This is a genomic window from Streptomyces sp. NPDC003691, from assembly GCF_053981115.1.
In genome coordinates, this window is the sequence record NZ_JBSFNQ010000002.1 from 135,023 (window position 1) to 159,591 (window position 24,569).

At 71.6% G+C, this 24,569-nt stretch carries 20 protein-coding genes; 6 read left to right on the plus strand and 14 right to left on the minus strand.

Annotation, left to right across the window (positions count from 1 at the left end):
- Positions 1-195 precede the first annotated feature (195 nt).
- The 4 genes from ACWDR0_RS01705 to ACWDR0_RS01720 all read left to right on the plus strand — a co-directional run bounded on the left by ACWDR0_RS01705 (position 196) and on the right by ACWDR0_RS01720 (position 5,306).
- Positions 196-1,554 (plus strand): DUF2252 domain-containing protein, encoded by a 1,359-nt coding sequence (locus ACWDR0_RS01705; RefSeq protein ID WP_456349579.1) that lies wholly within the window; start codon positions 196-198, stop codon positions 1,552-1,554.
- 98 nt (positions 1,555-1,652) lie between these two features.
- Entirely contained in the window at positions 1,653-2,345 is a 693-nt protein-coding gene (locus tag ACWDR0_RS01710; protein WP_456349580.1) for a hypothetical protein, read from the plus strand.
- 224 nt (positions 2,346-2,569) lie between these two features.
- Entirely contained in the window at positions 2,570-3,397 is an 828-nt protein-coding gene (locus ACWDR0_RS01715) for a DsbA family protein (RefSeq protein WP_456349581.1), read from the plus strand.
- Positions 3,398-3,647: 250 nt separating this feature from the next.
- Positions 3,648-5,306 (plus strand): alkaline phosphatase D family protein, encoded by a 1,659-nt coding sequence (locus tag ACWDR0_RS01720; RefSeq protein WP_456349582.1) that lies wholly within the window; start codon positions 3,648-3,650, stop codon positions 5,304-5,306.
- Positions 5,307-5,352: 46 nt separating this feature from the next.
- Here ACWDR0_RS01720 and ACWDR0_RS01725 read toward each other — a convergent pair whose 3' ends face one another.
- Entirely contained in the window at positions 5,353-5,943 is a 591-nt protein-coding gene (locus ACWDR0_RS01725) for a dienelactone hydrolase family protein (protein ID WP_456349583.1), read from the minus strand.
- 23 nt (positions 5,944-5,966) lie between these two features.
- Between ACWDR0_RS01725 and ACWDR0_RS01730 the strand changes: the two genes are divergently transcribed.
- On the plus strand, positions 5,967-7,049 hold the full coding sequence (locus ACWDR0_RS01730; RefSeq protein ID WP_456349584.1) for a mechanosensitive ion channel family protein: 1,083 nt from the start codon (positions 5,967-5,969) through the stop codon (positions 7,047-7,049).
- A gap of 7 nt (positions 7,050-7,056) precedes the next feature.
- On the opposite strand, the gene ACWDR0_RS01735 is transcribed toward ACWDR0_RS01730, so the two are convergent.
- From ACWDR0_RS01735 to ACWDR0_RS01750, 4 genes are all read right to left on the minus strand, one after another.
- Entirely contained in the window at positions 7,057-8,643 is a 1,587-nt protein-coding gene (locus ACWDR0_RS01735) for a Na+/H+ antiporter (protein ID WP_456349585.1), read from the minus strand.
- Positions 8,644-9,480: 837 nt separating this feature from the next.
- Positions 9,481-10,422: an RluA family pseudouridine synthase gene (locus ACWDR0_RS01740; RefSeq protein WP_456349586.1), complete on the minus strand. Its 942-nt coding sequence runs from the start codon at positions 10,420-10,422 to the stop codon at positions 9,481-9,483.
- 85 nt (positions 10,423-10,507) lie between these two features.
- Positions 10,508-11,077: a signal peptidase II gene (gene lspA, locus ACWDR0_RS01745; RefSeq protein WP_456349587.1), complete on the minus strand. Its 570-nt coding sequence runs from the start codon at positions 11,075-11,077 to the stop codon at positions 10,508-10,510.
- 55 nt (positions 11,078-11,132) lie between these two features.
- Positions 11,133-11,879, minus strand: coding sequence for a TraR/DksA family transcriptional regulator (locus ACWDR0_RS01750; RefSeq protein ID WP_456349588.1), 747 nt, complete (start codon positions 11,877-11,879; stop codon positions 11,133-11,135).
- Positions 11,880-12,416: 537 nt separating this feature from the next.
- On the opposite strand from ACWDR0_RS01750, the gene ileS reads away from it, so the two are divergent.
- Entirely contained in the window at positions 12,417-15,554 is a 3,138-nt protein-coding gene (gene ileS / locus ACWDR0_RS01755) for an isoleucine--tRNA ligase (RefSeq protein WP_456349589.1), read from the plus strand.
- Between the two features lie 306 nt (positions 15,555-15,860).
- On the opposite strand, the gene ACWDR0_RS01760 is transcribed toward ileS, so the two are convergent.
- The 9 genes from ACWDR0_RS01760 to ftsW all read right to left on the minus strand — a co-directional run bounded on the left by ACWDR0_RS01760 (position 15,861) and on the right by ftsW (position 24,537).
- Entirely contained in the window at positions 15,861-17,045 is a 1,185-nt protein-coding gene (locus tag ACWDR0_RS01760) for a DivIVA domain-containing protein (protein ID WP_456349590.1), read from the minus strand.
- Between the two features lie 64 nt (positions 17,046-17,109).
- Positions 17,110-17,400 carry a YggT family protein gene (locus ACWDR0_RS01765; protein WP_146479615.1) on the minus strand — a complete coding sequence of 97 codons (291 nt, stop codon included), beginning with the start codon at positions 17,398-17,400 and terminating at the stop codon, positions 17,110-17,112.
- A gap of 71 nt (positions 17,401-17,471) precedes the next feature.
- Positions 17,472-18,092: a cell division protein SepF gene (locus ACWDR0_RS01770; protein WP_456349591.1), complete on the minus strand. Its 621-nt coding sequence runs from the start codon at positions 18,090-18,092 to the stop codon at positions 17,472-17,474.
- Positions 18,093-18,232: 140 nt separating this feature from the next.
- A complete protein-coding gene (locus ACWDR0_RS01775) occupies positions 18,233-18,955 on the minus strand; it encodes a YggS family pyridoxal phosphate-dependent enzyme (RefSeq protein WP_456349592.1) in 723 nt (240 codons plus the stop codon).
- Positions 18,952-19,716: a peptidoglycan editing factor PgeF gene (gene pgeF, locus ACWDR0_RS01780; protein ID WP_456349593.1), complete on the minus strand. Its 765-nt coding sequence runs from the start codon at positions 19,714-19,716 to the stop codon at positions 18,952-18,954. The genes ACWDR0_RS01775 and pgeF overlap by 4 nt, the downstream gene beginning before the upstream one ends.
- Positions 19,713-20,909: a cell division protein FtsZ gene (gene ftsZ, locus ACWDR0_RS01785; RefSeq protein WP_456349594.1), complete on the minus strand. Its 1,197-nt coding sequence runs from the start codon at positions 20,907-20,909 to the stop codon at positions 19,713-19,715. Before ftsZ ends, pgeF begins: the two co-directional genes overlap by 4 nt.
- A 279-nt stretch (positions 20,910-21,188) precedes the next feature.
- Entirely contained in the window at positions 21,189-21,977 is a 789-nt protein-coding gene (locus tag ACWDR0_RS01790) for a cell division protein FtsQ/DivIB (RefSeq protein WP_456349595.1), read from the minus strand.
- Positions 21,978-22,035: 58 nt separating this feature from the next.
- Positions 22,036-23,124 carry an undecaprenyldiphospho-muramoylpentapeptide beta-N-acetylglucosaminyltransferase gene (gene murG / locus ACWDR0_RS01795; RefSeq protein WP_456349596.1) on the minus strand — a complete coding sequence of 363 codons (1,089 nt, stop codon included), beginning with the start codon at positions 23,122-23,124 and terminating at the stop codon, positions 22,036-22,038.
- Positions 23,125-23,130: 6 nt separating this feature from the next.
- The gene (gene ftsW, locus ACWDR0_RS01800; protein WP_456349670.1) at positions 23,131-24,537 is read right to left on the minus strand and encodes a putative lipid II flippase FtsW; all 1,407 of its coding nucleotides are present in this window, start codon (positions 24,535-24,537) and stop codon (positions 23,131-23,133) included.
- Positions 24,538-24,569 lie beyond the last annotated feature (32 nt).

Below are 24,569 nucleotides of genomic sequence, written 5' to 3' on the forward strand. Positions count from 1 at the left end.
AGCGTCGAAGTCTACGGCTCCCCGCCGACAGCCGCGGGCGGTGGCGGACACCCGCCACGGCACCCCCACGGCACCTCCACGGCCCCCGGGGCGGGCACCTCCGGGAGCCGCCGGGCGTTGGAGGGGAGGAGGACCGTTCTCCTCCCGGCCCCGCCGGGATTTCCCGTTCCACCCCTTCGCAGGAGGCGCACCGCAATGCCCGTTCCGCACCCCGCCGATCCCACGGCCCGCGAGCGCGGCGAGGAGATCCTCGCCGTCTTCGGTACGGCCTTCGGCGAGCTCCTGGCCGCCGATCCGGCCGCCTTCCGGGTCAAGTTCCGGAAGATGGCGGCCTCGGCCTTCGCCTTCTACCGGGGTACGGCCGCCCTCTTCTACCACGACCTGGAGCGGGAGCACGCCGGCCGGGGCGACGGGGCGTTCGCCGACGGGCCGTATCTGGACGAGCGGACCAGCCGGGTGTGGATCCACGGCGATCTCCACGCGGAGAACTTCGGCACCTATATGGACTCCACCGGCCGGCTCATCTTCAACGTCAACGACTTCGACGAGGCCTATGTCGGACCGTTCACCTGGGATCTGAAGCGGCTCGCCGCCTCCCTGGCGCTGACCGGCTACACCAAGGCCCTCTCCGACCGGCAGATCACCGAGCTGGTGCAGATCTTCGCCGCCGCCTACCGGGAGCGGATCAGCGCCCTGGCCACCGGGGCGCGCGGCGCCGAGGTGCCGCCGTTCACCCTGGACACCGCGGAGGGTCCGCTGCTGGACGCGCTCCGTGACGCCCGGTCGCTGACCCGTTTCTCGCTGCTCGACTCCATGACCGAGATCCGCGACTACGAGCGGCGCTTCGCGCCCGGCGGCGGCTCCGTCGAGCTGGACGCGGCCACCCGCTACAAGGTGCTGGCCGCCTTCGACGGCTATCTGGAGACACTGCCCGAGTCCAGCCTGGCCCGGCCCGACTCGTACCGGGTGAAGGACGTCGTGGGGCGGCGCGGCATCGGTATCGGCTCCGCCGGGCTGCCCTCGTACAACATCCTGCTGGAGGGCAACAGCGACGCCTTGGAGAACGATGTCGTCATCTATATGAAGCAGGCGCAGACCCCGGCCGTCTCCCGGCACATCACGGACCCGGCCGTGCGGGGCTACTTCCACCACGAGGGCCACCGTACGGTGATCTCGCAGCGCGCCCTCCAGGACCATGCCGACCCCTGGCTGGGCTGGACCGAGCTGGACGGCGCCGGACAGCTCGTCGCGGAGGTCTCCCCGTACGCGGTCGACCTGGACTGGTCCGATCTCGACGATCCGGCGCAGATCGCGGCGGTCGTCGCCGACCTCGGCCGGGCCACCGCCACCATGCACTCCGCCGCGGACGAGGAGAGCGGCCACTCGTTGGTGCCGTTCTCCACCGAGCGCGCCATCGACGCGGCGATCGCGGCCGACGAGGAGGGCTTCGCCAAGCTGCTGACCGACTTCGCCCACTCCTACGGGAGCCGGGCCCGGCAGGACCACCAGATCTTCGTCGACCTCTTCAGGAACGGCCGGATACCGGGCCTCTGACCTGCCCCGCGGGGCCTCCGGCCCGCGGTGGGCCGGGGTCCTGCGGGCAGCCGGACCTTTAAGCCGTCTTTCACATGGGCATGGCACACTCACAGACGATGGACTTTTCCGGGAAGCGGCTTCGGATGCTGCGGGCGGCGATCTTCACGGCAGTGGTCGTGACGCTGTCCGCGGCTTCGCACGTGCTGCTCTCCGCGGCCCCGCTGCCGTGGTTCACGGTGGCCGCGCTCGCCGCGGGCGTCTTCGCCGTCGCCTACGCCCTCTCGGGCCGTGAGCGCGGCTTCCGGGCCATCGCCGGGGTGCTGGTACCGCTGGAGCTGGCCGCCGACACCGTGTTCAACGGCAGCCAGAACGCCTGTTACGGCCCCGGCGGAGGTCCGGTCACCGGCTCCCTGCGGGCGCTCGGGCTGGATGTGCTCTGCGGCGGCCCGGTCGGCACCGGACTGCCCGGGATGACCGGCGCCGGTGCGGGCACCACCGGCGTGCTGGGGTCCCCCGGCCCGGCCACCCCCTGGCTGCTGCTCGCCGTACATATCGCGGTCGGCCTGCTGGCCTCGCTCTGGCTCTGGCAGGGCGAGGCGGCCGTCGCGAGCCTGCTGCGGACCGTGGAGGCGTACGCCTTCCGTCCCCTGCTGCTGGCCGTCGCCGCCGTGGTCGCCGCGGTCCGCCCCGCCCGCCGGGCCCCGCGGCCCGCGCCGCGCCGGACCGCCTTCCGCACCCTGCTGCTGGTGCACGCCCTCGGGCGGCGGGGTCCCCCGCGTCCCGCGGCGTCCCTCGCGCTCGCCGCGTAGCAGCCCGGTAACCCTCCGCGTCCCCGCCCGGCCCCGTCCGGCGGTTCCGGCGCGCCGTCCGGATGCCGCGCCCCGCGCGGGCACGCCCCCGGACGCCTCCGTGCCCCGGCGCGCGACCGCACGCCCGGCGCGAACGTCCACCCCCTTTTTCTTTCTTTTCCCTCTTCCCCACCGGCTTCCGTATCCACCTCCACGGATACGTCCCCATACGGAGTGAATGCAGCATGAGCACACGGAACAGCAAGGCGAACAAGGCCGCGGCCCGCGAGCGGATCCGGCTGGAGCGCGAGGCGCAGGCCAAGAAGGAGCGGGCGCGCCGCCAGCTGATCGTCGCCGGTTCCACCGTCGCGGTCCTCGCCCTGGCCGGCGGTATCGGCTACGCGGTGATGCAGGCCAACGAGCCGGACACCTGGGAAGCCGCCAAGGACGCCAAGACGGTCAGCGCGCCGAAGAACACCACCGGCACCAACGGCACGACCGTCGTGATCGGCAAGCCGGAGGCGAAGAAGACGCTGGAGGTCTACGAGGACTCCCGCTGCCCGGCCTGTGCCTCCTTCGAGCAGGCCGTCGGCGAGACGATGAAGCAGGACGTCGCCGCGGGCAAGTACAAGGTCCAGTACGTGGGCGCCACCTTCCTCGACAACGCGACCCGGGGCGAGGGCTCGAAGAACGCGCTGAGCGCGCTGGGCGCGGCGCTGAACGTCAGCCCCGAGGCGTTCACCGACTTCAAGGCCGCCCTGTACTCGAAGCAGTTCTTCCCCACCGAGAGCAAGGACGACTTCGCGAAGGACTCCTATCTGCTGAAGGTCGCGGACTCGGTCCCGGCCCTGAAGAACAACACGGCGTTCGAGAAGGACGTCAAGGACGGCACCTTCGACGCCTGGGCGATGAAGATGTCGGACAAGTTCGACAAGAGCGGCGTCAAGGGCACGCCGACGCTGAAGATGGACGGCAAGAAGATCACCGGGGAAGGCTCCGACAGTGCCCCCTCGAACGCCGCCGAGTACCGCAAGGCGGTCGACAAGGCGCTGACCGCCGGCGCCACGAGCTGACGGCACCGCCGGTCGACGGCCAACGGCAGCGGCACCGCGGGCGGCCCCGGGAACCACACGTTCCCGGGGCCGCCCGCGTTTCCGGAGCGGCCGGGGTTTCCGCCTCTGGCCGAAACGACCCGCTCCGGGCCGGAACCGTACCCCTGATTGTCCGGAAACGGTCCGGAAACCACCCCTGCCCCGCAACGACACGCCACAGCGCGGAAACAGGGGCTCCCCCCGGGGCTACTTACCGGTAATCTGACGCGCCGTGACCAGTCGAATTCCGTCAACTCCCAGCCGCCGCACGGTCGTCAGAGCCGCCGCGGCCACCGCCGCCGTACCGGTGGCCCTCTCTGCCGTCTCCCCCGCCGTCGCCGCCGGGGTCCCGGCCCGCTCCGCGGCCGCCGTCTTCCGGCACGGCGTCGCCTCCGGCGACCCGCTGCCCGACGGCGTACTGCTCTGGACCCGGGTGACCCCCACCGACGACGCCGTCCCCGGCTCGGGCCTCGGCCCCGACACCCTCGTCGGCTGGGAGGTGGCCGAGGACCGGGAGTTCACCCGGCTCGCCGCCCGCGGCGACACCACCGCGGCCGCCGGCACCGACCACACCGTGAAGGCCGATGTCCGCGGTCTCCGCCCGGGCACCGCCTACTGGTTCCGGTTCACCGCCGCGGGCGCCGTCTCACCGGCCGGCCGCACCCGCACCGCCCCGGCCGCCGACGCCCCGGCCGACCGGCTCCGGCTCGGCGTGGTGTCCTGCGCCAACTGGGAGTCCGGCTATTTCTCGGCGTACCGCCATCTCGCCGCCCGTACCGATCTGGACGCCGTCCTCCACCTCGGCGACTACCTCTACGAGTACGGCACCGGCACCTACCCGAAGCCGGCCGGGACGGTCCGCCGCCATGTGCCCGAGCACGAGATCGTCGCCCTCGCCGACTACCGGCTGCGGCACGCCACCTACAAGACCGACCCCGACCTCCAGGCACTGCACGCGGCCCACCCCGTGATCGCCATATGGGACGACCACGAGATCGCCAACGACGCCTGGTCGGGCGGCGCGGAGAACCACACCCCGGGCACCGAGGGCGATTTCGCGGTCCGGGCGGCCGCCGCCCGGCAGGCGTACTTCGAGTGGATGCCGGTCCGCGCCTCCACCGAGGGCACCGTCTACCGCAGGCTCCGCTTCGGCAGGCTCGCCGATCTGCACCTGCTCGACCTGCGCTCCTTCCGCTCGCAGCAGTCCGGCTTCGGCAGCGGTGGAGTGGACGACCCCGAGCGGACCATCACCGGCCGCGCCCAGCTGGACTGGCTGAAGGCCGGGCTCGCCGGCTCGGACGCCGCCTGGCAGCTCGTCGGCACCTCCGTGATGATCTCCCCGGTGGCCTTCGGCGCCCTGCCCGCCCATCTGCTCGCCCCGGTCGCCGAGCTGCTCGGACTGCCCAAGGAGGGCCTGACGATCAGCACCGACCAGTGGGACGGCTACACCGACGACCGCCGGGAGCTGCTGGACCATCTGACCGAGCGGCGGATCGACAACACCGTCTTCCTCACCGGTGATATCCATATGGCCTGGGCGAACGACGTCCCGACCCGGGCGGCGACCTATCCGGCGTCCGGCTCGGTGGCGACCGAGTTCGTCGTCACCTCGGTCACCTCGGACAATCTGGACGATCTGCTGAACGTACCGCCGCGGACCGCCTCGGTGGTCGCCGGAACCGCCATCAAGGCCGCCAACCGCCATGTGAAGTGGGTCGACATGGACGGTCACGGCTACGGCGTGCTCGATGTCACCGCCGAGCGCTCGCAGATGGACTACTACGTCCTGTCGGACCGCGCCGACCGGAACGCGACCGCCGCCTGGGCCCGCTCGTACCGCACCACGGCCGGCAGCCGGAAGGTGGAGCGGGCGGACGCGCCGGTGTACTGACGCCCGCCCGCGGGCCCGCACCCGGGCGGGCCCGCACCGGCACCGGTCAGCCCTGCTCCCGCTGCTCGTCCAGCTCCGCCAGGAAGGCCAGCACCACCCGCCAGGTCTGCTCGGCGGCCTCCTCGTCCCAGTCCGGCAGCTCCGGGTCGGTGTACAGGTGCCCGGCGCCCGGGTAGCGGTGGACCTCCACATCGGCCCCCGCCCGGCCCATCCCGAGATACCAGGCGGTCTGCCAGTCGTGCGGCTCGAAAGCGTCCGGATCGGCGATATGGAGCTGGACCGGAAGCCCGTCGGCGGTCGCGTCCTGCGCGATGTCCGAGGTCCCGTGGAGCAGCACCAGACCACGGGCCCGCTCGTCACCGAGCGCCAGGTTCTGGGCCACCGAGGCACCCAGCGACAGCCCGGCGTAGACCAGCCCGCCCTCCGAATGCGGCGCGGCGGCGGTCACCGCCCGGCGGAGCAGCTCGTCCCGCCCGATCCCGTCCTTGTGGGCCATGCCCTCCTCGACCGTGTCGAAGACCTGCCCGTCGTAGAGATCGGGCGTCCACACCCGGTGCCCCGCCTCCTCCAGGCGGGCGGCCGCCGCGCGTACGGCGGGCCGCAGACCGTAGGCCGAATGAAAAAGCATGATGTCCATCGGGTCAGGTTACGTTCCCTGACATGGAGAACGCGCTACGCCCTTGGATCGTCATAGGCGGCTCGGTCGTCCTCACCCTGCTGGTGGGCTGGGCCGTCGACCGCCTGCTCAAACGTGCCGACACCCGGCACCCCGAAACCCCGCTGTGGGGCCTGCTGCGCCGCGGCCGGCCCGCGCTGCAGTTCGTGCTCTGCGCCGCGCTGCTCAGAGGCGCGTACCGGCAGACCGGCATCGGCATCGTGGAACGGCACGAACGCGGTATCGGCCAGGTGCTGACACTGGTACTGATCGGGGCTTCGGCCTGGCTGGTGGTCCGGGTCGCCGCGGCCGTCGTGGAATCCGCCTACCGCCGGTACGCGGCGGGCGCCGGTGACGCGGCCCGGGTCCGCCGGGTCCGTACCCAGGTCACCCTCATCCAGCGGGTCGTCGTCGCCGTCGTCGGGGTGGTCGCGTTCGCGGCGATGCTGCTGACGTTCCCCGCGATGCGCGGGGTGGGGGCCTCGATGCTGGCCTCGGCCGGGGTACTCGGCATCGTCGCGGGCGTCGCCGCCCAGTCCACCCTCGGGAACCTCTTCGCCGGTCTCCAGATCGCCTTCGGCGACATGGTCCGGATCGGGGACACCGTGGTCGTGGACGGGGAGTGGGGCATCGTCGAGGAGATCACCCTCACCGCCCTCACCGTCCGGACCTGGGACGAGCGGCGGATCACCATGCCGGTCTCGTACTTCACCGCCAAGCCGTACGAGAACTGGTCGCGCGGCAGCATCCGGATGACCGGTTCGGTCTTCTTCCACCTCGACCACTCCGCGCCCGTCCCGCTGATGCGGCAGCGGCTCGCCGAGATCGTCGGGGAGCATCCGGCGTGGGACCGGCGGGACCAGTCCCTCGCGGTCACCGACACGACCCCGACGACCATCCTGGTCCGGGCCGTGGTCACCGCGAAGGACCCGGACGACCTGTGGACGATCCGCTGCGAGGTACGGGAGCGGATGATCACCTGGCTGTACGAGGAGCATCCGTACGCCCTCCCCCGGATCGCCACCGTGCCCGCGCCCGGCCAGGGGCGGGGCGCCGACCGGGCGGAGGTGGGGCACCAGCGGGAATGACTCCTCTTTAACGCAGGCTGCGGACGTCCAGATGGCGCAGCACCCGGTCGACGATCTCCGGATCGGAACCCGGCTCGCTGCGGGCCGCCAGCACCTCGTGGCGGGCGGCCGACAGCATCTCCCGCTGGATCCGCTGGACGGCCCGCAGCCGCTCCACCCGCCGGGCGTAGAAGTCGCGGCGCTCCTCGTCGACGATGTCGGGGCTGATCCTGACCCCCACCTCGTACGCCGTACGGTGCAGCCGCTCGCTCACCTCCTCCGGCAGCTCCTCGACCTCCTCGATCTCCTTGAGCCGGTGCCGGGCGGCGTGCGCCGCGCGGAGCGCCAGCCGGTGCTCCAGGGCACGCTCCTGGTCGGTGTCGGCCCGTACGCCGAGCCGCTTCACCAGCCAGGGCAGGGTGAGGCCCTGGAGCAGCAGGGTGGCGAGGATCACCACGAACGCGATGAAAACGATCTCGTCCCGGCCGGGGAACGGGCTGCCGTCGTCCGTGGCCAGCGGGATCGCCAGGGCCAGGGCCACCGAGGCCACCCCGCGCATCCCCGACCACCACACCACCACGGTCTCCCGCCAGCTCACCGGGATGTCCTCGTCGTAGTCCCGTTTCCCGTGCAGCTTCTGGGCCAGCCAGGTCGCCGGCAGCAGCCAGAGCAGCCGTACGCCGATCACCACCGCGGTGGTGATCGCGCCCCAGCCCAGCATCCGCAGCACCTGGCCGTCGGCCGTGCCGAAGACGTTCCGCAGCTCCAGCCCGATCAGCCCGAACGCCGCGCCGGTGACCAGGGTGTCCACGATGCCCCAGAAGGTGTTCCCGGCCAGCCGTCCCATCACGTCGTCCGCGTCGGCCGCGTGCTCCGCGAGGAACAGGGCGGTGGTCAGCACCGCGAGCACCCCGGAGCCGTGCAGTTCCTCGGCGACCACATAGCTCACGAACGGCACCATCAGGGTGAGGCCGACCTGGAGAGTGGCGTCCCCGAGAAAGCCCATCAGCTTGTTGGACAGCCAGCCCGTGGCCACCCCGACCGCGACGGCGACCACCGCCGAGAGCACCAGCTGCCAGGCCGCCGACGGCAGCGAGAAGGAGCCCGTGACGGCGGCGGCGATCGCCACGTGGTACAGCACGATCGCGGTGACGTCGTTGAACAGCCCCTCCCCCTCCAGAATCGACACCAGCCGCCGGGGCAGCCCCAGCTTCCCCGCGACCGCGGTCGCCGCGACCGGGTCCGGGGGCGCGACCAGCGCCCCGAGGGCCACCGCCGCGGCGATCGGCAGCCCGGGGACGAGCGCGTTCACCACGAACGCGACCGCCGCCGTCGTCACGAAGACCAAGGCGACCGCGAGCAGCAGAATGGGCCGGAGATTGGCGGTGAACTGCCGCCAGGAGGTGCGCTGCACGGCCGCGTACAGCAGGGGCGGCAGTACGAGCGGCAGGATGAACTCGGGCGGGATGTCGACGTTCGGCACGAAGGGCAGGAACGCGACGCCCGCGCCGACGAGGGTCATCAGCACGGGCGCGGGAAGGTCGAGCCGGTCCCCCAGCGGTACGGTCACCACGGCACCGAACATCAGCCCCAACAGCAACGCGACCTGGTCCACACGCCCCCTCCGGGCCGACGACGCCCCCAGATTGCCACGTTCCCCCCACTTTGCCCGCCCCCCGCGCCGAGCCGCCTCCCGCTGGGGGTAGCCCGGGCGCCGGCGCCGTGGGTGGCCGGGGTTGGGTGTCCGGGTGCGGCCGGTGTGTGGCTGGTCGCGCAGTTCCTCGCGCCCCTGGGTACTCGTACCTGCTGCCCTTGCCGGGTGCGGGTGCTCCAACGGTGGTCGAGTCCCGCTCTTCGTGGGGTCGTCACCCGGTCCTGTCTGGTTCGGGCAGGTCGGCGGCCTCCGGGCTCACCTCCTCGCGGCCTGCGATGCACCGCCCCCGGGGAAACCCTTACCTGTCGCAGCCCACTGCGGGGGCGACCCTGCACCCCCCTCCCCACGGACCCGTTGCATGGAAGCCCCGGACCCCAAGCCGCCGACAGGTAAGCCCGCACTCCGGGGTGAACACATCCCCGGGGCGTGCCCGCACCCCGAGTGAGGCACACCCTCCGACCCGGGTGACCGCAAGATGTGTCCTCCCCCGGTGACGCGCGACATCACCAGGGGCTTTGCGGTGCTGTTCAAGTCGGGATCACGTGGGAGTGGGGTGCAGGGTCGCCCCCGCAGCCACGGGCGACAAGACCGGACGCGCTTCAGGGCGGTGCATCGCACGTGGCGAGGAGGTGAGCCCGGAGGCCCACGACACACCCGAACCCAGACAAGACCGGTCACGACCCCACGAAGCAACGGTCACAAAGCTTTTCAGCCCCGCCGGCGTTTGAGGCGCAGAAGCAACCCGCACCCCGCGGGAAACACCGCCCCCGGGGGGCCAGGAACCCCGAATGGTGAGCGCTACGCGCTCTCAGCGGCGATGCGGTCCAGCGCCGACTGCAAGTCCTCCGGGTATCCGCTCTCGTACTCCACCCAGCGCCCGTCGGAGGGGTGCTCGAAGCCCAGCCGGACCGCGTGCAGCCACTGCCGCGTCAGGCCGAGCCGCTTCGCCATGGTCGGGTCCGCGCCGTATGTCAGGTCGCCCACGCAGGGGTGCCGGTGCGCGGACATGTGGACCCGGATCTGGTGGGTGCGGCCGGTCTCCAGCTTGATGTCCAGCAGGGATGCCGCCCGGAACGCCTCCATGAGGTCGTAGTGGGTGACGGACGGCTTGCCTTCGGCGGTGACGGCCCACTTGTAGTCGTGGTTGGGGTGGCGCCCGATGGGCGCGTCGATGGTGCCGCTCATCGGGTCCGGGTGGCCCTGCACCAGCGCGTGGTAGCGCTTGTCGACGGTGCGCTCCCGGAACTGCTGCTTGAGCAGGGTGTACGCGCGCTCGGACTTGGCGACGACCATCAGCCCGCTGGTGCCGACGTCCAGCCGGTGCACGATGCCCTGCCGCTCGGCCGCGCCGGAGGTGGAGATCCGGTAGCCGGCGGCCGCGAGCCCGCCGATCACGGTCGGACCGGTCCAGCCGGGGCTGGGGTGCGCGGCGACCCCGACGGGCTTGACGATCACCACGATGTCGTCGTCGTCGTGGACGATCTCCATGCCCTCGACGGGCTCGGCGACGATCTGGACCGGCGCGGGCGCCTGCGGCATCTCGACTTCCAGCCATGCGCCGCCGTGGACCCGCTCGCTCTTGCCGACGACGGCGCCGTCGACCTGCACCTTCCCCGCCGCGGCCAGCTCGGCCGCCTTGGTGCGGGAGAAACCGAACATCCGGGAGATGGCGGCGTCGACGCGCTCGCCCTCCAGGCCGTCCGGTACGGGCAGGGTGCGGATCTCGGGAAGCGTACTCACCCGTCCGAGTATGCCTTGCCCGGCGGCCCCGGACGGACCGGCGGCCCGCCCCGGACCCGCCCGGGCCGCCCGGCAAGGGCCCCGCTCAGTCCTTGTGGACGGTTCCGTCCGGGTCGAGGCCCCGGAAGGAGAGGATCACGATGAGGATGCCGCCGCAGACGATCGCGGTGTCGGCCAGATTGAAGACGGCGAAGTGCGCGGGGGCGATGAAGTCGACGACGGCGCCCTTGAAGACCCCGGGGGACCGGAAGATCCGGTCGGTGAGATTGCCCAGCGCGCCGCCGAGGAGCAGACCCAGGGCGATGGCCCAGGGCAGGCTGTAGAGCTTGCGGGCCAGCCGGACGATGACGACGATCACCACCGCCGCGATGGCCGTGAAGATCACGGTGAAGGCCTCGCCGATACCGAAGGCGGCGCCCGGGTTCCGTACCGCCGTGAACTTCAGCAGATCGCCGACGACCTCGATGGACGGCCGGTGCTCCAGCTTCTCGACCACGATCGTCTTGGTGATCAGGTCGATCAGATAGGCCACCACCGCGACCCCGAGGAGCACCGCGATCCTGCGCCGGCCCCTGGGCTCATCGGCGGGGGCCTCGGCCCCGCCGGCCTCGGCTTCGTTGTCCGGCGTACCGATGATGCGCTCCGCCTCTGCCACGTGAGTCCCTCAACCTAGGTCAATGTGTCCACGAGGGTACGTCACGCCCGTGGCGTCAGCCCCGCCGCTCCTGCTTCTGCTTGCACTCCACACAGAGCGTGGCCCGCGGGAAGGCCTGCATCCGGGCCTTTCCGATCGGTTTGCCGCAGTTCTCGCAGATCCCGTAGGTGCCGGCGTCGAGCCGGAGGAGGGCCCGCTCGGTCTGTTCCAGGGTCTCGCGGGCGTTCGCCGCCAGGGACAGCTCGTGTTCGCGGGTGATGTTCTTGGTGCCGGTGTCGGCGTCGTCGTCGCCCGCGCCGTCGCCGGAGTCCCGCATCAGCCCGGCGAGGGCCGCTTCGGAGGCGGCCCGCTCGGCGTTGAGCCGGGCGATGTCGGCGGTGAGGACGGACCGGGCCTCGGCGACCTCCGCAGGGGTCCACGGCTCCTCGCCGGGCCGTACGGCCAGCTCGTCGGCGGAGGCGGCCCCCGCGCGGGCGGTGGGCACCGCCGAGGGGCTCTCCCCGACGGCCACGGTCTTCTTCGCTGCCACTGTTCTGGCTCCTGTCTGTTTCACAGCCTTTTTCGTGGTCCCGGCGGTTTTCTTCGCGGCTGCCTTCTTCGCGGGTGCGGCCTTCTTCGCCGCGGCGGTCTTCTTGGCAGCCGCTTTCTTCGCGGGCGCGGCCGCCTTCTTCGCGGGCGCCGCCTTCTTGGCGGCCGCCTTCTTGGCGGGCGCAGCCTTCTTCGCGGGGGCCTCCCCCGCGCCCTCTTCCGCCGCGGCCCCGGTCGCAGCGCTCTTCTTCGCAGCGGTCTTCTTCGCCACCATGGCCGCGACCCCTTCACATACCGTGATCTTGTTCGCGAATCGTGCTGGGACGATAAATCGACCCGAGCCCCGCGGCAAACGGGGCACGCCGCCTCCGCGGTCGCCCCGGAGCGGGCGGAACGGACCCGTCCCCCGGCCGGGCCCGGCTCCCCGGCGGGTCGTCCGCCCCCGGCCGGGGATCCGGCTCTCCTGGACCGTTCGGGTCAGCCTGCGGGCCCGCCCGGAATCCGTTCGGCGGCGCCCGTCCGGGCCCGTACACTGGGCTGAGCGAAAGGCTTGGATGGGGACGAGTAGCGTCGTACGCAGCCATGAGCGACCCGGGGACGGTGCGAGCCCGGGGGCGAGCGCGATGCGAAGGATCACCCCGGAGCTGCCGGAAGAAAGCCGCGGGCCCGGCCCGTACGGCGACTAGAACCGGCGTCGCGACCCCAATGAGGGGGCGGTGCGCCGCGCGCCGCCAAGGAGGGTGGTACCGCGGGAGCCGGAGGCTCTCGTCCCTCCGACGGAAGAGAATCTGTCCGCCGGAGGAGTTCGCCCATGACACCCCCGCAGTACCGCCAGGTGCCCGCCCAGGTCGACCTGCCCGCGCTGGAGCACGCCGTGCTCGACTTCTGGCGCGAGAACAAGGTCTTCGCCAAGAGCCTGGCCCAGTCCGAGGGCCGCCCGGAGTGGGTCTTCTACGAGGGCCCCCCGACCGCCAACGGCATGCCCGGCGCCCACCACATCGAGGCCCGCGTCTTCAAGGACGTCTTCCCCCGGTTCCGTACGATGCGCGGCTACCACGTCGCCCGGAAGGCCGGCTGGGACTGCCACGGGCTGCCCGTGGAGCTGGCCGTCGAGAAGGAGCTGGGCTTCTCCGGCAAGCAGGACATCGAGGCGTACGGCATCGCCGAGTTCAACGCCAAGTGCCGCGAGTCGGTGACCCGGCACACCGACGCCTTCGCCGAGCTGACCGAGCGCATGGGCTACTGGGTCGACCTCGACGACGCCTACTGGACGATGAAGCCGGAGTACATCGACTCCGTCTGGTGGTCGCTGAAGCAGATCTTCGACAAGGGCCTGCTGGTGCAGGACCACCGGGTGGCGCCCTGGTGCCCCCGCTGCGGCACGGGTCTGTCGGACCACGAGCTGGCCCAGGGGTACGAGACGGTCGTGGACCCCTCGGTCTATGTCCGCTTCCCGCTGACCTCGGGCCCGCTGGCCGGCGAGGCCGCGCTGCTGGTGTGGACGACGACCCCGTGGACCCTGGTGTCCAACACCGCGGTGGCCGTCCACCCCGAGGTCACCTATGTCGTCGCCACCGACGGCACCGAGAAGATCGTCGTCGCGGAGCCGCTGGTGGCGAAGGCCCTCGGCGAGGGCTGGGAGACGACGGGGCAGTCGTTCACCGGTGCCGAGATGGAGCGCTGGACCTACCGGCGCCCCTTCGACCTGGTCGAGTTCCCGGCGCCCGCGCACTTCGTGGTCAACGCCGACTATGTGACCACCGAGGACGGTACGGGCCTGGTCCACCAGTCTCCGGCCTTCGGCGAGGACGACCTCAAGGTCTGCCGCGCCTACGGTCTGCCCGTGGTCAACCCGGTCCGCCCCGACGGCACCTTCGAGGAGGGCCTGCCGCTGGTCGGCGGCGTCTTCTTCAAGAAGGCCGACGAGGCGCTCACCGCGGACCTCGGCGCCCGGGGACTGCTCTTCCGCCATCTGCCGTACGAGCACAGCTACCCGCACTGCTGGCGCTGTCACACCGCCCTCCTCTACTACGCCCAGCCCTCCTGGTACATCCGCACCACCGCGGTCAAGGACCGGCTGATCGAGGAGAACGAGAACACCAACTGGTTCCCCGACTCGGTCAAGCACGGCCGCTTCGGCGACTGGCTCAACAACAACGTCGACTGGGCGCTCTCCCGCAACCGCTACTGGGGCACCCCGCTGCCGGTCTGGCGCTGCGAGGAGAACCACCTCACCTGTGTCGGCTCGCGTGCCGAGCTGTCGGAGCTGACCGGAACCGACCAGTCGGAGCTGGACCCGCACCGCCCGTTCATCGACGACATCACCTTCGGCTGCCCGCAGTGCTCCGGTACGGCGACCCGGGTGCCCGAGGTCATCGACGCCTGGTACGACGCGGGGTCCATGCCGTTCGCGCAGTGGGGCTACCCGTACAAGAACAAGGAGCTGTTCGAGCAGCGCTATCCGGCGCAGTTCATCTCCGAGGCCATCGACCAGACCCGCGGCTGGTTCTACACGCTGATGGCGGTCGGCACCCTGGTCTTCGACAAGTCGTCCTACGAGAACGTGGTCTGCCTCGGCCATATCCTCGCCGAGGACGGCCGGAAGATGTCCAAGCACCTGGGCAATATCCTCCAGCCCATCCCGCTGATGGACCAGCACGGCGCGGACGCGGTCCGCTGGTTCATGGCCGCGGGCGGCTCGCCCTGGTCGGCCCGGCGGGTGGGCCACTCGACGATCCAGGAGGTGGTCCGCAAGACCCTCCTCACCTACTGGAACACCGTGGCCTTCCAGGCGCTGTACGCCCGGACCTCCGGCTGGTCGCCGTCCGCGGCCGACCCGGCCCCGGCGGACCGCCCGGTGCTGGACCGCTGGCTGCTCGGCGAGCTGAACACGCTGATCGAGCAGGTCACGGAGGCGATGGAAGGGTACGACACCCAGCGCGCCGGAAAGCTGCTGTCGTCCTTCGTCGACGATCTGTCGAACTGGTACGTGCGCCGCTCCCGGCGCCGCTTCTGGCAGGGCGACGCGGCCGCGCTGCGCACCCTGCACGAGGTCGTCGAGACGGTGACCCGGCTGATGGCCCCGCTGACGCCGTTCATCACCGAGCGGGTCTGGCAGGACCTGGTCGTCCCGGTCACCCCGGGGGCGCCCGAGTCGGTGCATCTCACCGAGTGGCCGGTGGCCGATGCCGCCGCGGTCGACCCGGAGCTGTCCCGGCAGACGGCGCTGGTGCGGCGGCTGGTCGAGCTGGGCCGGGCGACGCGGGCCGAGTCGGGCGTCAAGACCCGGCAGCCCCTGTCGCGCGCCCTGGTCGCGGCGGCCGGTTTCGACGCCCTCTCCCCCGAGCTGCGGGCCCAGATCACCGAGGAGCTGAACGTCTCGTCGCTGGCTTCGCTGGCCGAGGTCGGCGGCTCGCTGGTGGACACCACCGCCAAGGCGAACTTCCGGGCGCTGGGCAAGCGGTTCGGCAAGGGCGTGCAGGCGGTGGCGCGAGCGGTCGCCGAGACCGACGCGGCCGCGCTGGCCCTGGCGCTGCGCGGGGGCGAAGCCACCCTGGAGGTCGAGGGCGAGACGGTGACGCTCACCCCGGACGAGGTGTTCATCACCGAAACCCCGCGCGAGGGCTGGTCGGTGGCCTCCGACTCGGGCGCCACGGTTGCCCTGGACCTGGAGATCACTCCGGAACTGCGGCTGGCCGGGCTGGCCCGGGACGCGATCCGGCTGATCCAGGAGGCCCGTAAGAACAGCGGACTGGACGTCGCGGACCGGATCGCGGTCGTCTGGTCGTCCCCCGCCGAGGAGACGGCCCGGGCGCTGAACGAGCACTCCGCGCTGATCGCGGACGAGGTCCTGGCGACCTCCTTCGCCGAGACCGCGCCGGACTCCTCGTACGGCCCGGCCTTCACGGACGAGCCGCTGGGACTCACCTTCCACCTGCGCAAGGTGTGAGCCGGAGGGCCGGTGGCCGGGACCTCCGGGGTCCCGGCCACCGGCCCTTCCGGTTTCCGCGGGCCCGGCCTGCCGAAACCGGCTGCCCGGTACCCGAGACGCCGTATCGGCCACCGTGCTCCGGTGGCGGATACGGCGTCTTCGTACCACCGGACCCGTGAACCGCCCCACGCCACCACGCGCCACCCGGGGCCGCCGGGGAACCCGGGCACACCCAAGGGCCGGGCCCGGACGATTGTCCGGGCCCGGCCCTCGTGGTACAGACTGCCGACGGGCTACGCGCTCAGGCGGCGCGGCGCCGCCCCGTCAGTTGTCGTCCTCGTCGATCAGGAAACCGCGCATCGGCGACGGCGCCTGCTGCATCGGCTGCGGAGCCTGCGGGCGGACCGGAGCCATCGGCTGGGTCATCGCGGGCGCCATCTGCTGCTGACCGCCGTAGGACGGACCACCGCTCATCGGGGAGCCCATCGAGGGGCCGCCGCCCATGGAGTGACCCATCGAGGGCGCTCCGGCGGAGGCCATCGAGGGGGCCGGCGGCAGCGAGGCGGCAGCCGGGGTCCGCGGCGGGGCGAGCGAGTCGTCGGCCTGGGTCTCCAGCTGGCGGAGCTGGCTCTCCAGGTACGACTTCAGACGGGTGCGGTACTCGCGCTCGAACCCGCGCAGGTCCTCGACCTTCCGCTCCAGCGTGGCGCGGGCGGACTCCAGCGAGCCCATCGCGACGCGGTGCTTCTCCTGGGCGTCCCGCTCCAGCGCGTCGGCCTTGGCGCGGGCGTCCCGCTCCAGGCCCTCGGCGCGCGAACGCGCCTCACCGACGATCTTGTTGGCCTCGGAACGGGCCTCCGCGATCGCCTGGTCGGCGGTCTGCTGCGCCAGCGAGAGCACCCGCGCGGCGCTGTCGCCACCGGGGCCCTGGCCGGGCATCTGCTGCGGGTGGCCGCCCATGGGGCCGCCCTGCATCTGACCGGGGCCGCCCATCGGACCACCCTGCATCGGACCGCCCATGCCGCCCATCTGCGGACCGCCCATGGGGCCGCCCTGCATCTGGCCGGGGCCGCCCATCGGACCGCCCTGCATCGGACCGCCCTGCATGGGGCCGCCGTGGTTGGGACCGCCGTGGTTGGGACCGCCGTGGTTCGGACCGCCGTGACTCGGACCGGCCGGCAGCTGCGGAGCACCACCGGGCAGCTGGGGGGGACCCATCTGCGGCGGCTGCTGCTGGACCGGGGGTCCGGATATGGCAGCGGGCACGGGACCCTGCGGCCGCTGGTCCTGCGGCTCGGGGCCCTTGCGCATGCCCTGCTGCTGGTTCTGCGCCGCCGCTCGGGTCGCCGCGGCCAGCTTGGCGCGCAGGTCCTCGTTCTCGCGGAGCAGGCGGGTCAGTTCGCCCTCGACCTCGTCGAGAAAGGCATCGACCTCGTCCTCGTCGTAGCCTTCTCGGAGTCGGACGGTTGTGAACTGCTTGTTCCGCACGTCCTCGGGGGTCAGCGGCATCTCTTCTTCACCTCTACGTAGTCGTCGGCAGTCGGCAAGACCGTATCGTCCACAGTTGCCCCGTTCACCCCGCGAAACGTCCCACGAGGGAGATCAGGATGTAGACGATGATCATCAGAACGAAGAAGGACAGGTCGAGTGCCACGCCCCCGAAACGCAACGGCGGGATGAACCGCCGAAGAAGCTTGAGTGGTGGATCGGTGACAGTGTAGGTGGCCTCAAGGAGGACCACCATCACCTTCCCGGGTTGCCATGAACGAGCGAACTGGAAGACGTAGTCCATGACCAACCGGAAGAACAACACGACCAGGAAGCACACCAACGCGATGTAAACCACCTGTAGTGCGACACCCATGCCGTGCTTCCCTCTCCCCTGTGCTCACGTGGCCCGGCCTCCCGGCCGGGGTTGTCCCGACGGCGTTTTTCTCAGCTCTGGTTGAAGAATCCGCCCTCTGCGATGCGGGCCTTGTCCTCCGCCGTGACGTCGACGTTAGCAGGAGAGAGGAGGAAGACCTTCTGGGTCACCCGTTCAATGCTCCCGTGGAGGCCGAAGACCAGGCCGGCGGCAAAGTCGACAAGTCGCTTCGCGTCGGTGTCGTCCATCTCCGTGAGGTTCATGATCACCGGAGTGCCCTCACGGAAGTGTTCCCCGATGGTACGGGCCTCGTTGTAGGTCCGGGGGTGCAAAGTGGTGATGCGGTACGGCTCCCGCTCGGACACGACCTTGGGCATGATCACCGGCGCGTTCTTCTCCAGACTCGGACGTTCAGGTGTGATGGATGCCACGGGGGCGATCCGGGCCGGACGCCCGCTCTCGGCGGGCAGCGGGGGCGCGACATGCGCCACCGGCTCGCGCGGCGCGGGGGGTTGCACTACCCGCACCGGCTCCTCGCGCTCCATCTGGTGCGGGGGCTGATGCCGCCGGTGGTCCCGCTCGGGCTCCGGCTCGGGTTCGAAGTCGTCGTCGGGGTCGAAGCCCCGGCCGTCGTACCCATCGTCCTCCACGAGGCCGAGGTAGACCGCCATCTTGCGCATCGCGCCGGCCATGCTCTGAGTCCTCCGCTCTGTGGTGGATCGCCTTGTCGCCGATGTTGCAGTGTCACCAAGTGCCCGCGATCCACGTGGCATGCCCGCTTTTTGACGGGAATGACCATATTTTCTGCTGTGGTCCGACTTGCTTCGCGACGTTACCCGAGCCGGGGACGGACTCCGAGCACCGCGGTGCCGACGCGTACATGTGTCGCCCCGGCGGCCACGGCCTCTTCGAGGTCCGTGCTCATCCCGGCGGACACCATGTTCGCAGCAGGATGCCCGGCGCGCAGGTCCGATGAGAATTCCCCCAGCCGGTCGAAGGCCGCCCGCGGCCGCCCGGCATAGGGCCCGGCCAGCGGCGCCACGGTCATCAGCCCGCCGAGCCGGAGCCCCGGGGCGGCCGCCACCGCGGCCGCCAACTCCTCGATCCCGCCGGGTGCGACGCCCCCGCGCTCACCGCGGGCGGCCCCCTCGCCGGCGTCCAGCGCGACCTGGATCAGACAGCCCAACTCGCGGCCGGCCCGTTCCGCCGCCCCGGACAGCGCTGTGACAAGTCTTACCCGGTCGATGGACTGCACGAAATCGGCATATTGCGCGACGGAACGCACCTTATTGGTCTGCAACTGCCCGACGAAGTGCCAGGTGAGATCGAGATCGGCGCACTCCGCGGCCTTCGGCGCGGCGTCCTGGTCGCGGTTCTCCGCCACATGGCGTACGCCCAGTTCATGCAGAATCCGTACATCGCTTGCGGGGTACGTCTTGGTGACGACGATCAGCGTCACCTCTTCCCGCTTGCGTCCGGTAACCGCGCAGGCAGCGGCGATACGTTCCTCCACCGCGGCCAGATTGTCGGCCAGTTCGGTCCGGCGCTCCGTCATGTTCCTTCCCTCCCGGGCCCGTCCGGCCGTTCGATCCAGACATATCCGGCGAGTCGGCCGGTGGTACGGTCCCGCCGGTACGAAAAGTGGTCCGGGGACTCCAGGGTGCAGACCCCGGCGTCCTGACGGTCCGTGATGCCGAGCCGGGCCAGCTGGGCATGGACCCCGGCGGCCACGTCGACGGCCGGAGTGCCCCGGCGGGTGGTGGCGTACGCGGCGGGTTCGGCTACGGCGACCCCGGCCCGCATCTCTTCGGGGACCTCGTAGCAGCCGCCGCAGACCGAGGGTCCGGTACGGGCGGTGATCCGCTCGGGCCGGGCGCCGAGGGAGACCATCGCCTCGACCGCGGCGGGAATCACTCCGGCCACCATTCCGGGGCGGCCCGCGTGCGCCGCGCCGACGACTCCGGCGACCGGATCGGCCAGCAGGACCGGGACGCAGTCGGCGGTCAGTACGGCGAGGGCGAGTCCGCGGCGGGCGGTCACCACCGCGTCCACCGCCGGAATCTCCCCGTCCGCCCAGGGTCCGTCGACCACGGCGACATCCCGGCCGTGGACCTGGTTCATCCAGACCACCAGCCCGGGGTCGAGGCCCAGTTCCTTCGCGGCGATCGCCCGGTTGGCCCGTACGGCTTCGGGGTCGTCGCCGACCGCGCCGCCGAGATTCAGCTTCTCGTACGGAACGGCGCTCACCCCGCCCCACCGGTCGGTGAAGGCGAAGTGCGCGCCGTTCTCGTGTATCGCGCCGTGCCGCACGGTCACTTCAGGAAGTCCGGCACGTCCAGCTCTTCGGCGGACGTGTCGGTGTAGGAACGGGTCGACGGCACCTGCGGGGCCTGTCCGACGGGCTCGGCCACCGGGGCCGGCGCGGCGGCCGGGGGCTCCTCGCGCACCGGCACGGTCCCGAGCCCGGACGGCCGGGAGGTCTCGGCGGGGCGGGAGACCGGGGCCGGCTCCTCGCGCTTGGCCGAGGAGGAGCCGAGGACGGTGTCCCGGCGGGCGGGCGGCTGGCCGCCGTCGAAGCCGGCGGCGATCACGGTGACCCGGACCTCGTCGCCCAGCGCATCGTCGATGACCGCGCCGAAGATGATGTTCGCCTCGGGGTGGGCGGCCTCGCTGACCAGCTGCGCGGCCTCGTTGATCTCGAAGAGACCCAGGTCGGAGCCGCCGGAGATGGAGAGCAGCACACCGCGGGCGCCGTCGATGGAGGCTTCCAGCAGCGGCGAGGAGATGGCCATCTCGGCGGCGGCCACCGCGCGGTCGTCGCCGCGGGCGGAGCCGATGCCCATCAGCGCCGATCCGGCCTCGGACATCACGGACTTGACGTCGGCGAAGTCGAGGTTGATCAGGCCGGGCGTGGTGATCAGGTCGGTGATCCCCTGGACGCCGGAGAGCAGCACCTGGTCCGCGGACTTGAACGCGTCCAGCACGCTGACCTGGCGGTCCGAGATGGACAGCAGCCGGTCGTTGGGGATGACGATGAGGGTGTCGACCTCTTCGCGGAGCTCCGCGATGCCGTCCTCGGCCTGGTTGGCCCGGCGGCGGCCCTCGAAGGTGAAGGGGCGGGTGACCACACCGATCGTCAGGGCGCCCAGCGAGCGGGCGATGTTGGCGACGACGGGCGCGCCGCCGGTGCCGGTGCCGCCGCCCTCGCCGGCGGTGACGAAGACCATGTCGGCCCCCTTGAGGACCTCCTCGATCTCCTCGCGGTGGTCCTCGGCGGCCTTGCGGCCGACGGCCGGGTTGGCGCCGGCGCCGAGCCCGCGGGTGAGTTCACGGCCGACGTCCAGCTTGACGTCGGCGTCGCTCATCAACAGCGCCTGGGCATCGGTGTTGATCGCGATGAACTCGACGCCCTTGAGGCCGACCTCGATCATTCGGTTGATGGCATTGACACCACCGCCGCCGACACCGATGACCTTGATGACTGCGAGGTAGTTCTGCGGTGCTGCCACGTCGAAGGCCTCTCGCCTCGAAATACAGGTGTTGCCGCGGTGCGGTTCGCGCACCTCGGCGACGGATGCCGATGGGACGGTCCGAAGCGCCGACCCGAACCCTAACGCTGAAGTTTAGGGTTACCAGTATGTCCGTTCGCCGGACTCTTCCGAACAGGACACTAAGTCGACACGTGGCGCGCGTTCAACGAACACGCCGAACCACCCGTTTTTCTTTTCACCCTATGTGATCAGCCGTTGCGCGCACCACCCAGGGGGCGGGGGGTGGGCATGTGTGCGTCAACTCCCGGCTGCCGCGGGGGCGGTGGGGGCGCTGACGTCGTACCGCCGTGCCTCCGGTTCGGCCTTCATCAGAGCGCTCAGTGCCCGGGCCTTCTGTTCACCCTCTTCGGGGCTGCCCCAGACGACGGTCCGGCCACCGGCCAGCTCTGCGGTCATGTCGTCGTACGAACGGACCACCAGGGCACGGAGGTCGGCCGCCGCCCTCCGGGGGAGCTCCCCGCGGACCCGGACCGCCTCGGTGACGAGCCGGTCGGTGCCGAACCGGCGGGCACCGGGCGAGACGGTGGTCTCCAGCCGAAGCCTCGGTACGGCGCCGGGTGCCCGGTCGACGGTGGCGAACCGGACGCCGTCCTCGTCGACTTCGGTGAACCGGCCGCCCTGCTCCAGGACCAGGACCGGCCGCCGCTCGGTGACCTCCAGGGTGATCCCGCCGGGCCAGGAGCGGGAGACCTCGACCGAACCGATCCGGGGCAGCGCCTTCCGCAGCCGCTCCTCGACCTCTCCGGTGCCGACGGAGACCAGGGGTTCGCCCATCGTCACCTCGGCGGCGTCCACGACCTGCTGCGGCGTCAGGACCCGGGTGCCGCTCGCCGTCACCTCGCGGACCCGGAACCAGGAGGATCCGTAGAGCGCCCAGAGGATCCCCGCGGTCAGCGCCAGCGCCGCCAGGGCGATCAGCAGGGTCCGCGGGCCGCCGGGGATCCGGGCCGCCCGGCGGGGCGGCGGGGCGGACGCCCCCGGGGCGGGGTTGCGCACCCCGCGTTCGGCGGTACTCGGTCCGGCCACGCTCCCGGTCTCCTTCCGGCTGGGGCCCGGGCGCGGCCCGGGCCCGGCGGGCCCATGCTCAGCGGCGGGCCGCGATCGCCTCGTACACCATGCCGACGAGGAGGTCGTCGGCGTCCCTGCGGCCGAACTCCGCGGCGGCCCTGGACATCTCGTAGAGCCGGTGCGGATCGGCCAGCACCGGAAGGACGTTGTTCTGCACCCACTCGGGGGTCAGTTCCGCGTCGTCGACCAGCAGTCCGCCGCCGGCCTTCACCACGGGCTGGGCGTTCAGCCGCTGTTCGCCGTTGCCGATCGGCAGCGGGACATAGGCGGCGGGCAGCCCGACGGCGGAGAGTTCGGCGACGGTCATCGCGCCCGCGCGGCAGAGCATCATGTCGGCCGCGGCGTAGGCGAGGTCCATCCGGTCCACGTACGGTACCGGGATGTACGGCGGCATTCCGGGCATGTTCTCGGCGCGCGGCAGTTCGTTCTTGGGACCGACGGCGTGCAGGATCTGGATACCGGAGCGCTGGAGCACCGGGGCGACCTGCTCCACCACCTCGTTGAGCCGGCGTGCGCCCTGCGAGCCCCCGGAGACCAGCAGGGTGGGGAGCTGCGGGTCCAGATGGAAGGCGGCGCGCGCCTCGGGGCGCATCCGGGCGCGGTCGAGGGTGGCGATGGAGTGCCGGAGCGGAATGCCGATGTAGCGGGAGTTGCGGAGCTTGCTGTCCGGGGTGGCGACGGCGACCCCGGCCGCGTACCGCGAACCGATCTTGTTGGCGAGGCCGGGCCGGGCGTTGGCCTCGTGGACCACGATGGGCACCCCGCGCCGTTTGGCGGCGAGATAGCCGGGCAGGGCGACATAGCCGCCGAAGCCCACGACGCAGTCGGCCTTCGTCCGCTCCAGGATCTGCTCGGCGGCCTTGATGGTGCCGCGGAGCCGGCCGGGGACGGTGATCAGTTCCGGGGTCGGCTTCCGGGGCAGCGGTACGGCGGGGATCAGGGCCAGCTCGTAGCCGCGCTCCGGGACGAGCCTGGTCTCCAGACCGCGCTCCGTGCCCAGTGCCGTGATGCCCACGGTGGGGTCCTGCCTCCGCAGGGCGTCCGCGAGGGCGAGCGCGGGCTCGATGTGGCCGGCGGTCCCCCCACCGGCGAGTACGACATGCACCGAAATTCACCGCTCTCCGGACGGACGCCTGGTGACGCGCCGTCTCATCGTCTTCCATCTCACGCCTGGCGTACGTACCGCCAGGGCGGCCTTCGCGGCGGGCTCCGCCCGTGCGAAGGCGATCAGCAGCCCGATCGCGAACATGGTCGGCAGCAGGGCCGACCCTCCGTACGAGAACAGCGGGAGCGGAACCCCGGCGATCGGCAGCAGTCCGAGCACCGCACCGATGTTCACCACGGCCTGGACCGTGATCCAGGTGGTCACGCCTCCCGCGGCGAATCTCACGAAGGGGTCCTCCGTGCGTCCGGCCACGCGGATACCCGCATAGCCTAGAGCCGCGAACAGGGCGAGCACCGACAGTGTCCCTGCCAGACCCAGCTCCTCACCGGCGATGGCGAAGATGAAATCGGTATGCGCTTCCGGCAGTTGTCCCCATTTTTCCACACTGGCCCCGAGGCCGGAACCGAACCATCCGCCCGAGGCGAGGGCGTAGATCCCGTGGACGGCCTGCCAGCACTGTCCCTGGGGTCCGAGGTCGATGGCACCGATGCACTCCAGCCGGGCCATCCGGTTCTCGCTGGTTTTGATCAGCATGAAGCCGACCAGCGCCGAGACGCCGAGGACTCCGGCGAACAGCCGGGTCGGGGCGCCCGCCAGCCAGAGCAGGCCGAAGAGGATCGCGGCGAGGATGATCGCCGTGCCCATGTCCCCGCCGAGCATGATCAGGCCCAGCAGCAGAAAGGCGACCGGCACCAGCGGCACCAGCAGGTGCTTCCACTGGGCCAGCAGCCGCCGCTCGTGCTTGCGGGCCAGCAGATCGGCGCCCCAGAGGATCAGCGCGAGCTTGCCGAACTCACTGGGCTGGAGCTGGAAGGAGCCGCCGAGCGCCAGCCAGTTCTGGTTGCCGCCGACCGTCACCCCTATCCCGGGGATCTGCACCAGGACCATCAGGAAGACGGTCACCATCAGCAGCGGATAGGTCAGGGCCCGCAGCAGCTTCACCGGCAGCCGGGAGGCGAACAGCAGCAGTCCGGTGCCGATCAGCGCCGCCAGGAACTGCTTGCGGAAGAAGAACGAGCTGGAGAGCGAGAGTTCCAGCGCTTTGATCATCGAGGCGGAGTAGACCATCACCAGTCCGAGAACGGTGATCAGCAGACTGCTGCCGAGGATCACGTAGTACGCGGTCAGCGGCCGGTCCCAGGCCCGGCGGGCCCGCTCGTACCACTGCCGGGGACCCCGTCCGCCGGGCGGCCGGGACGAGCCGGCGGTACGTCCGGCGCCCGCTCTCGGTACCCCGGAGCCGCCGGCCGGCCGGCCGGTTCCCCGGTCGCTCCGGGCGGGGCCGCGCAGCGCGCGGCCCGCGGCGAGGGCGGCCGCGGGCGTGTACCCGCGCAGCTTCGTCGTGTCCGGCATGCGCATCGGCGCTGTCCCCTCCAGTCGGGCCC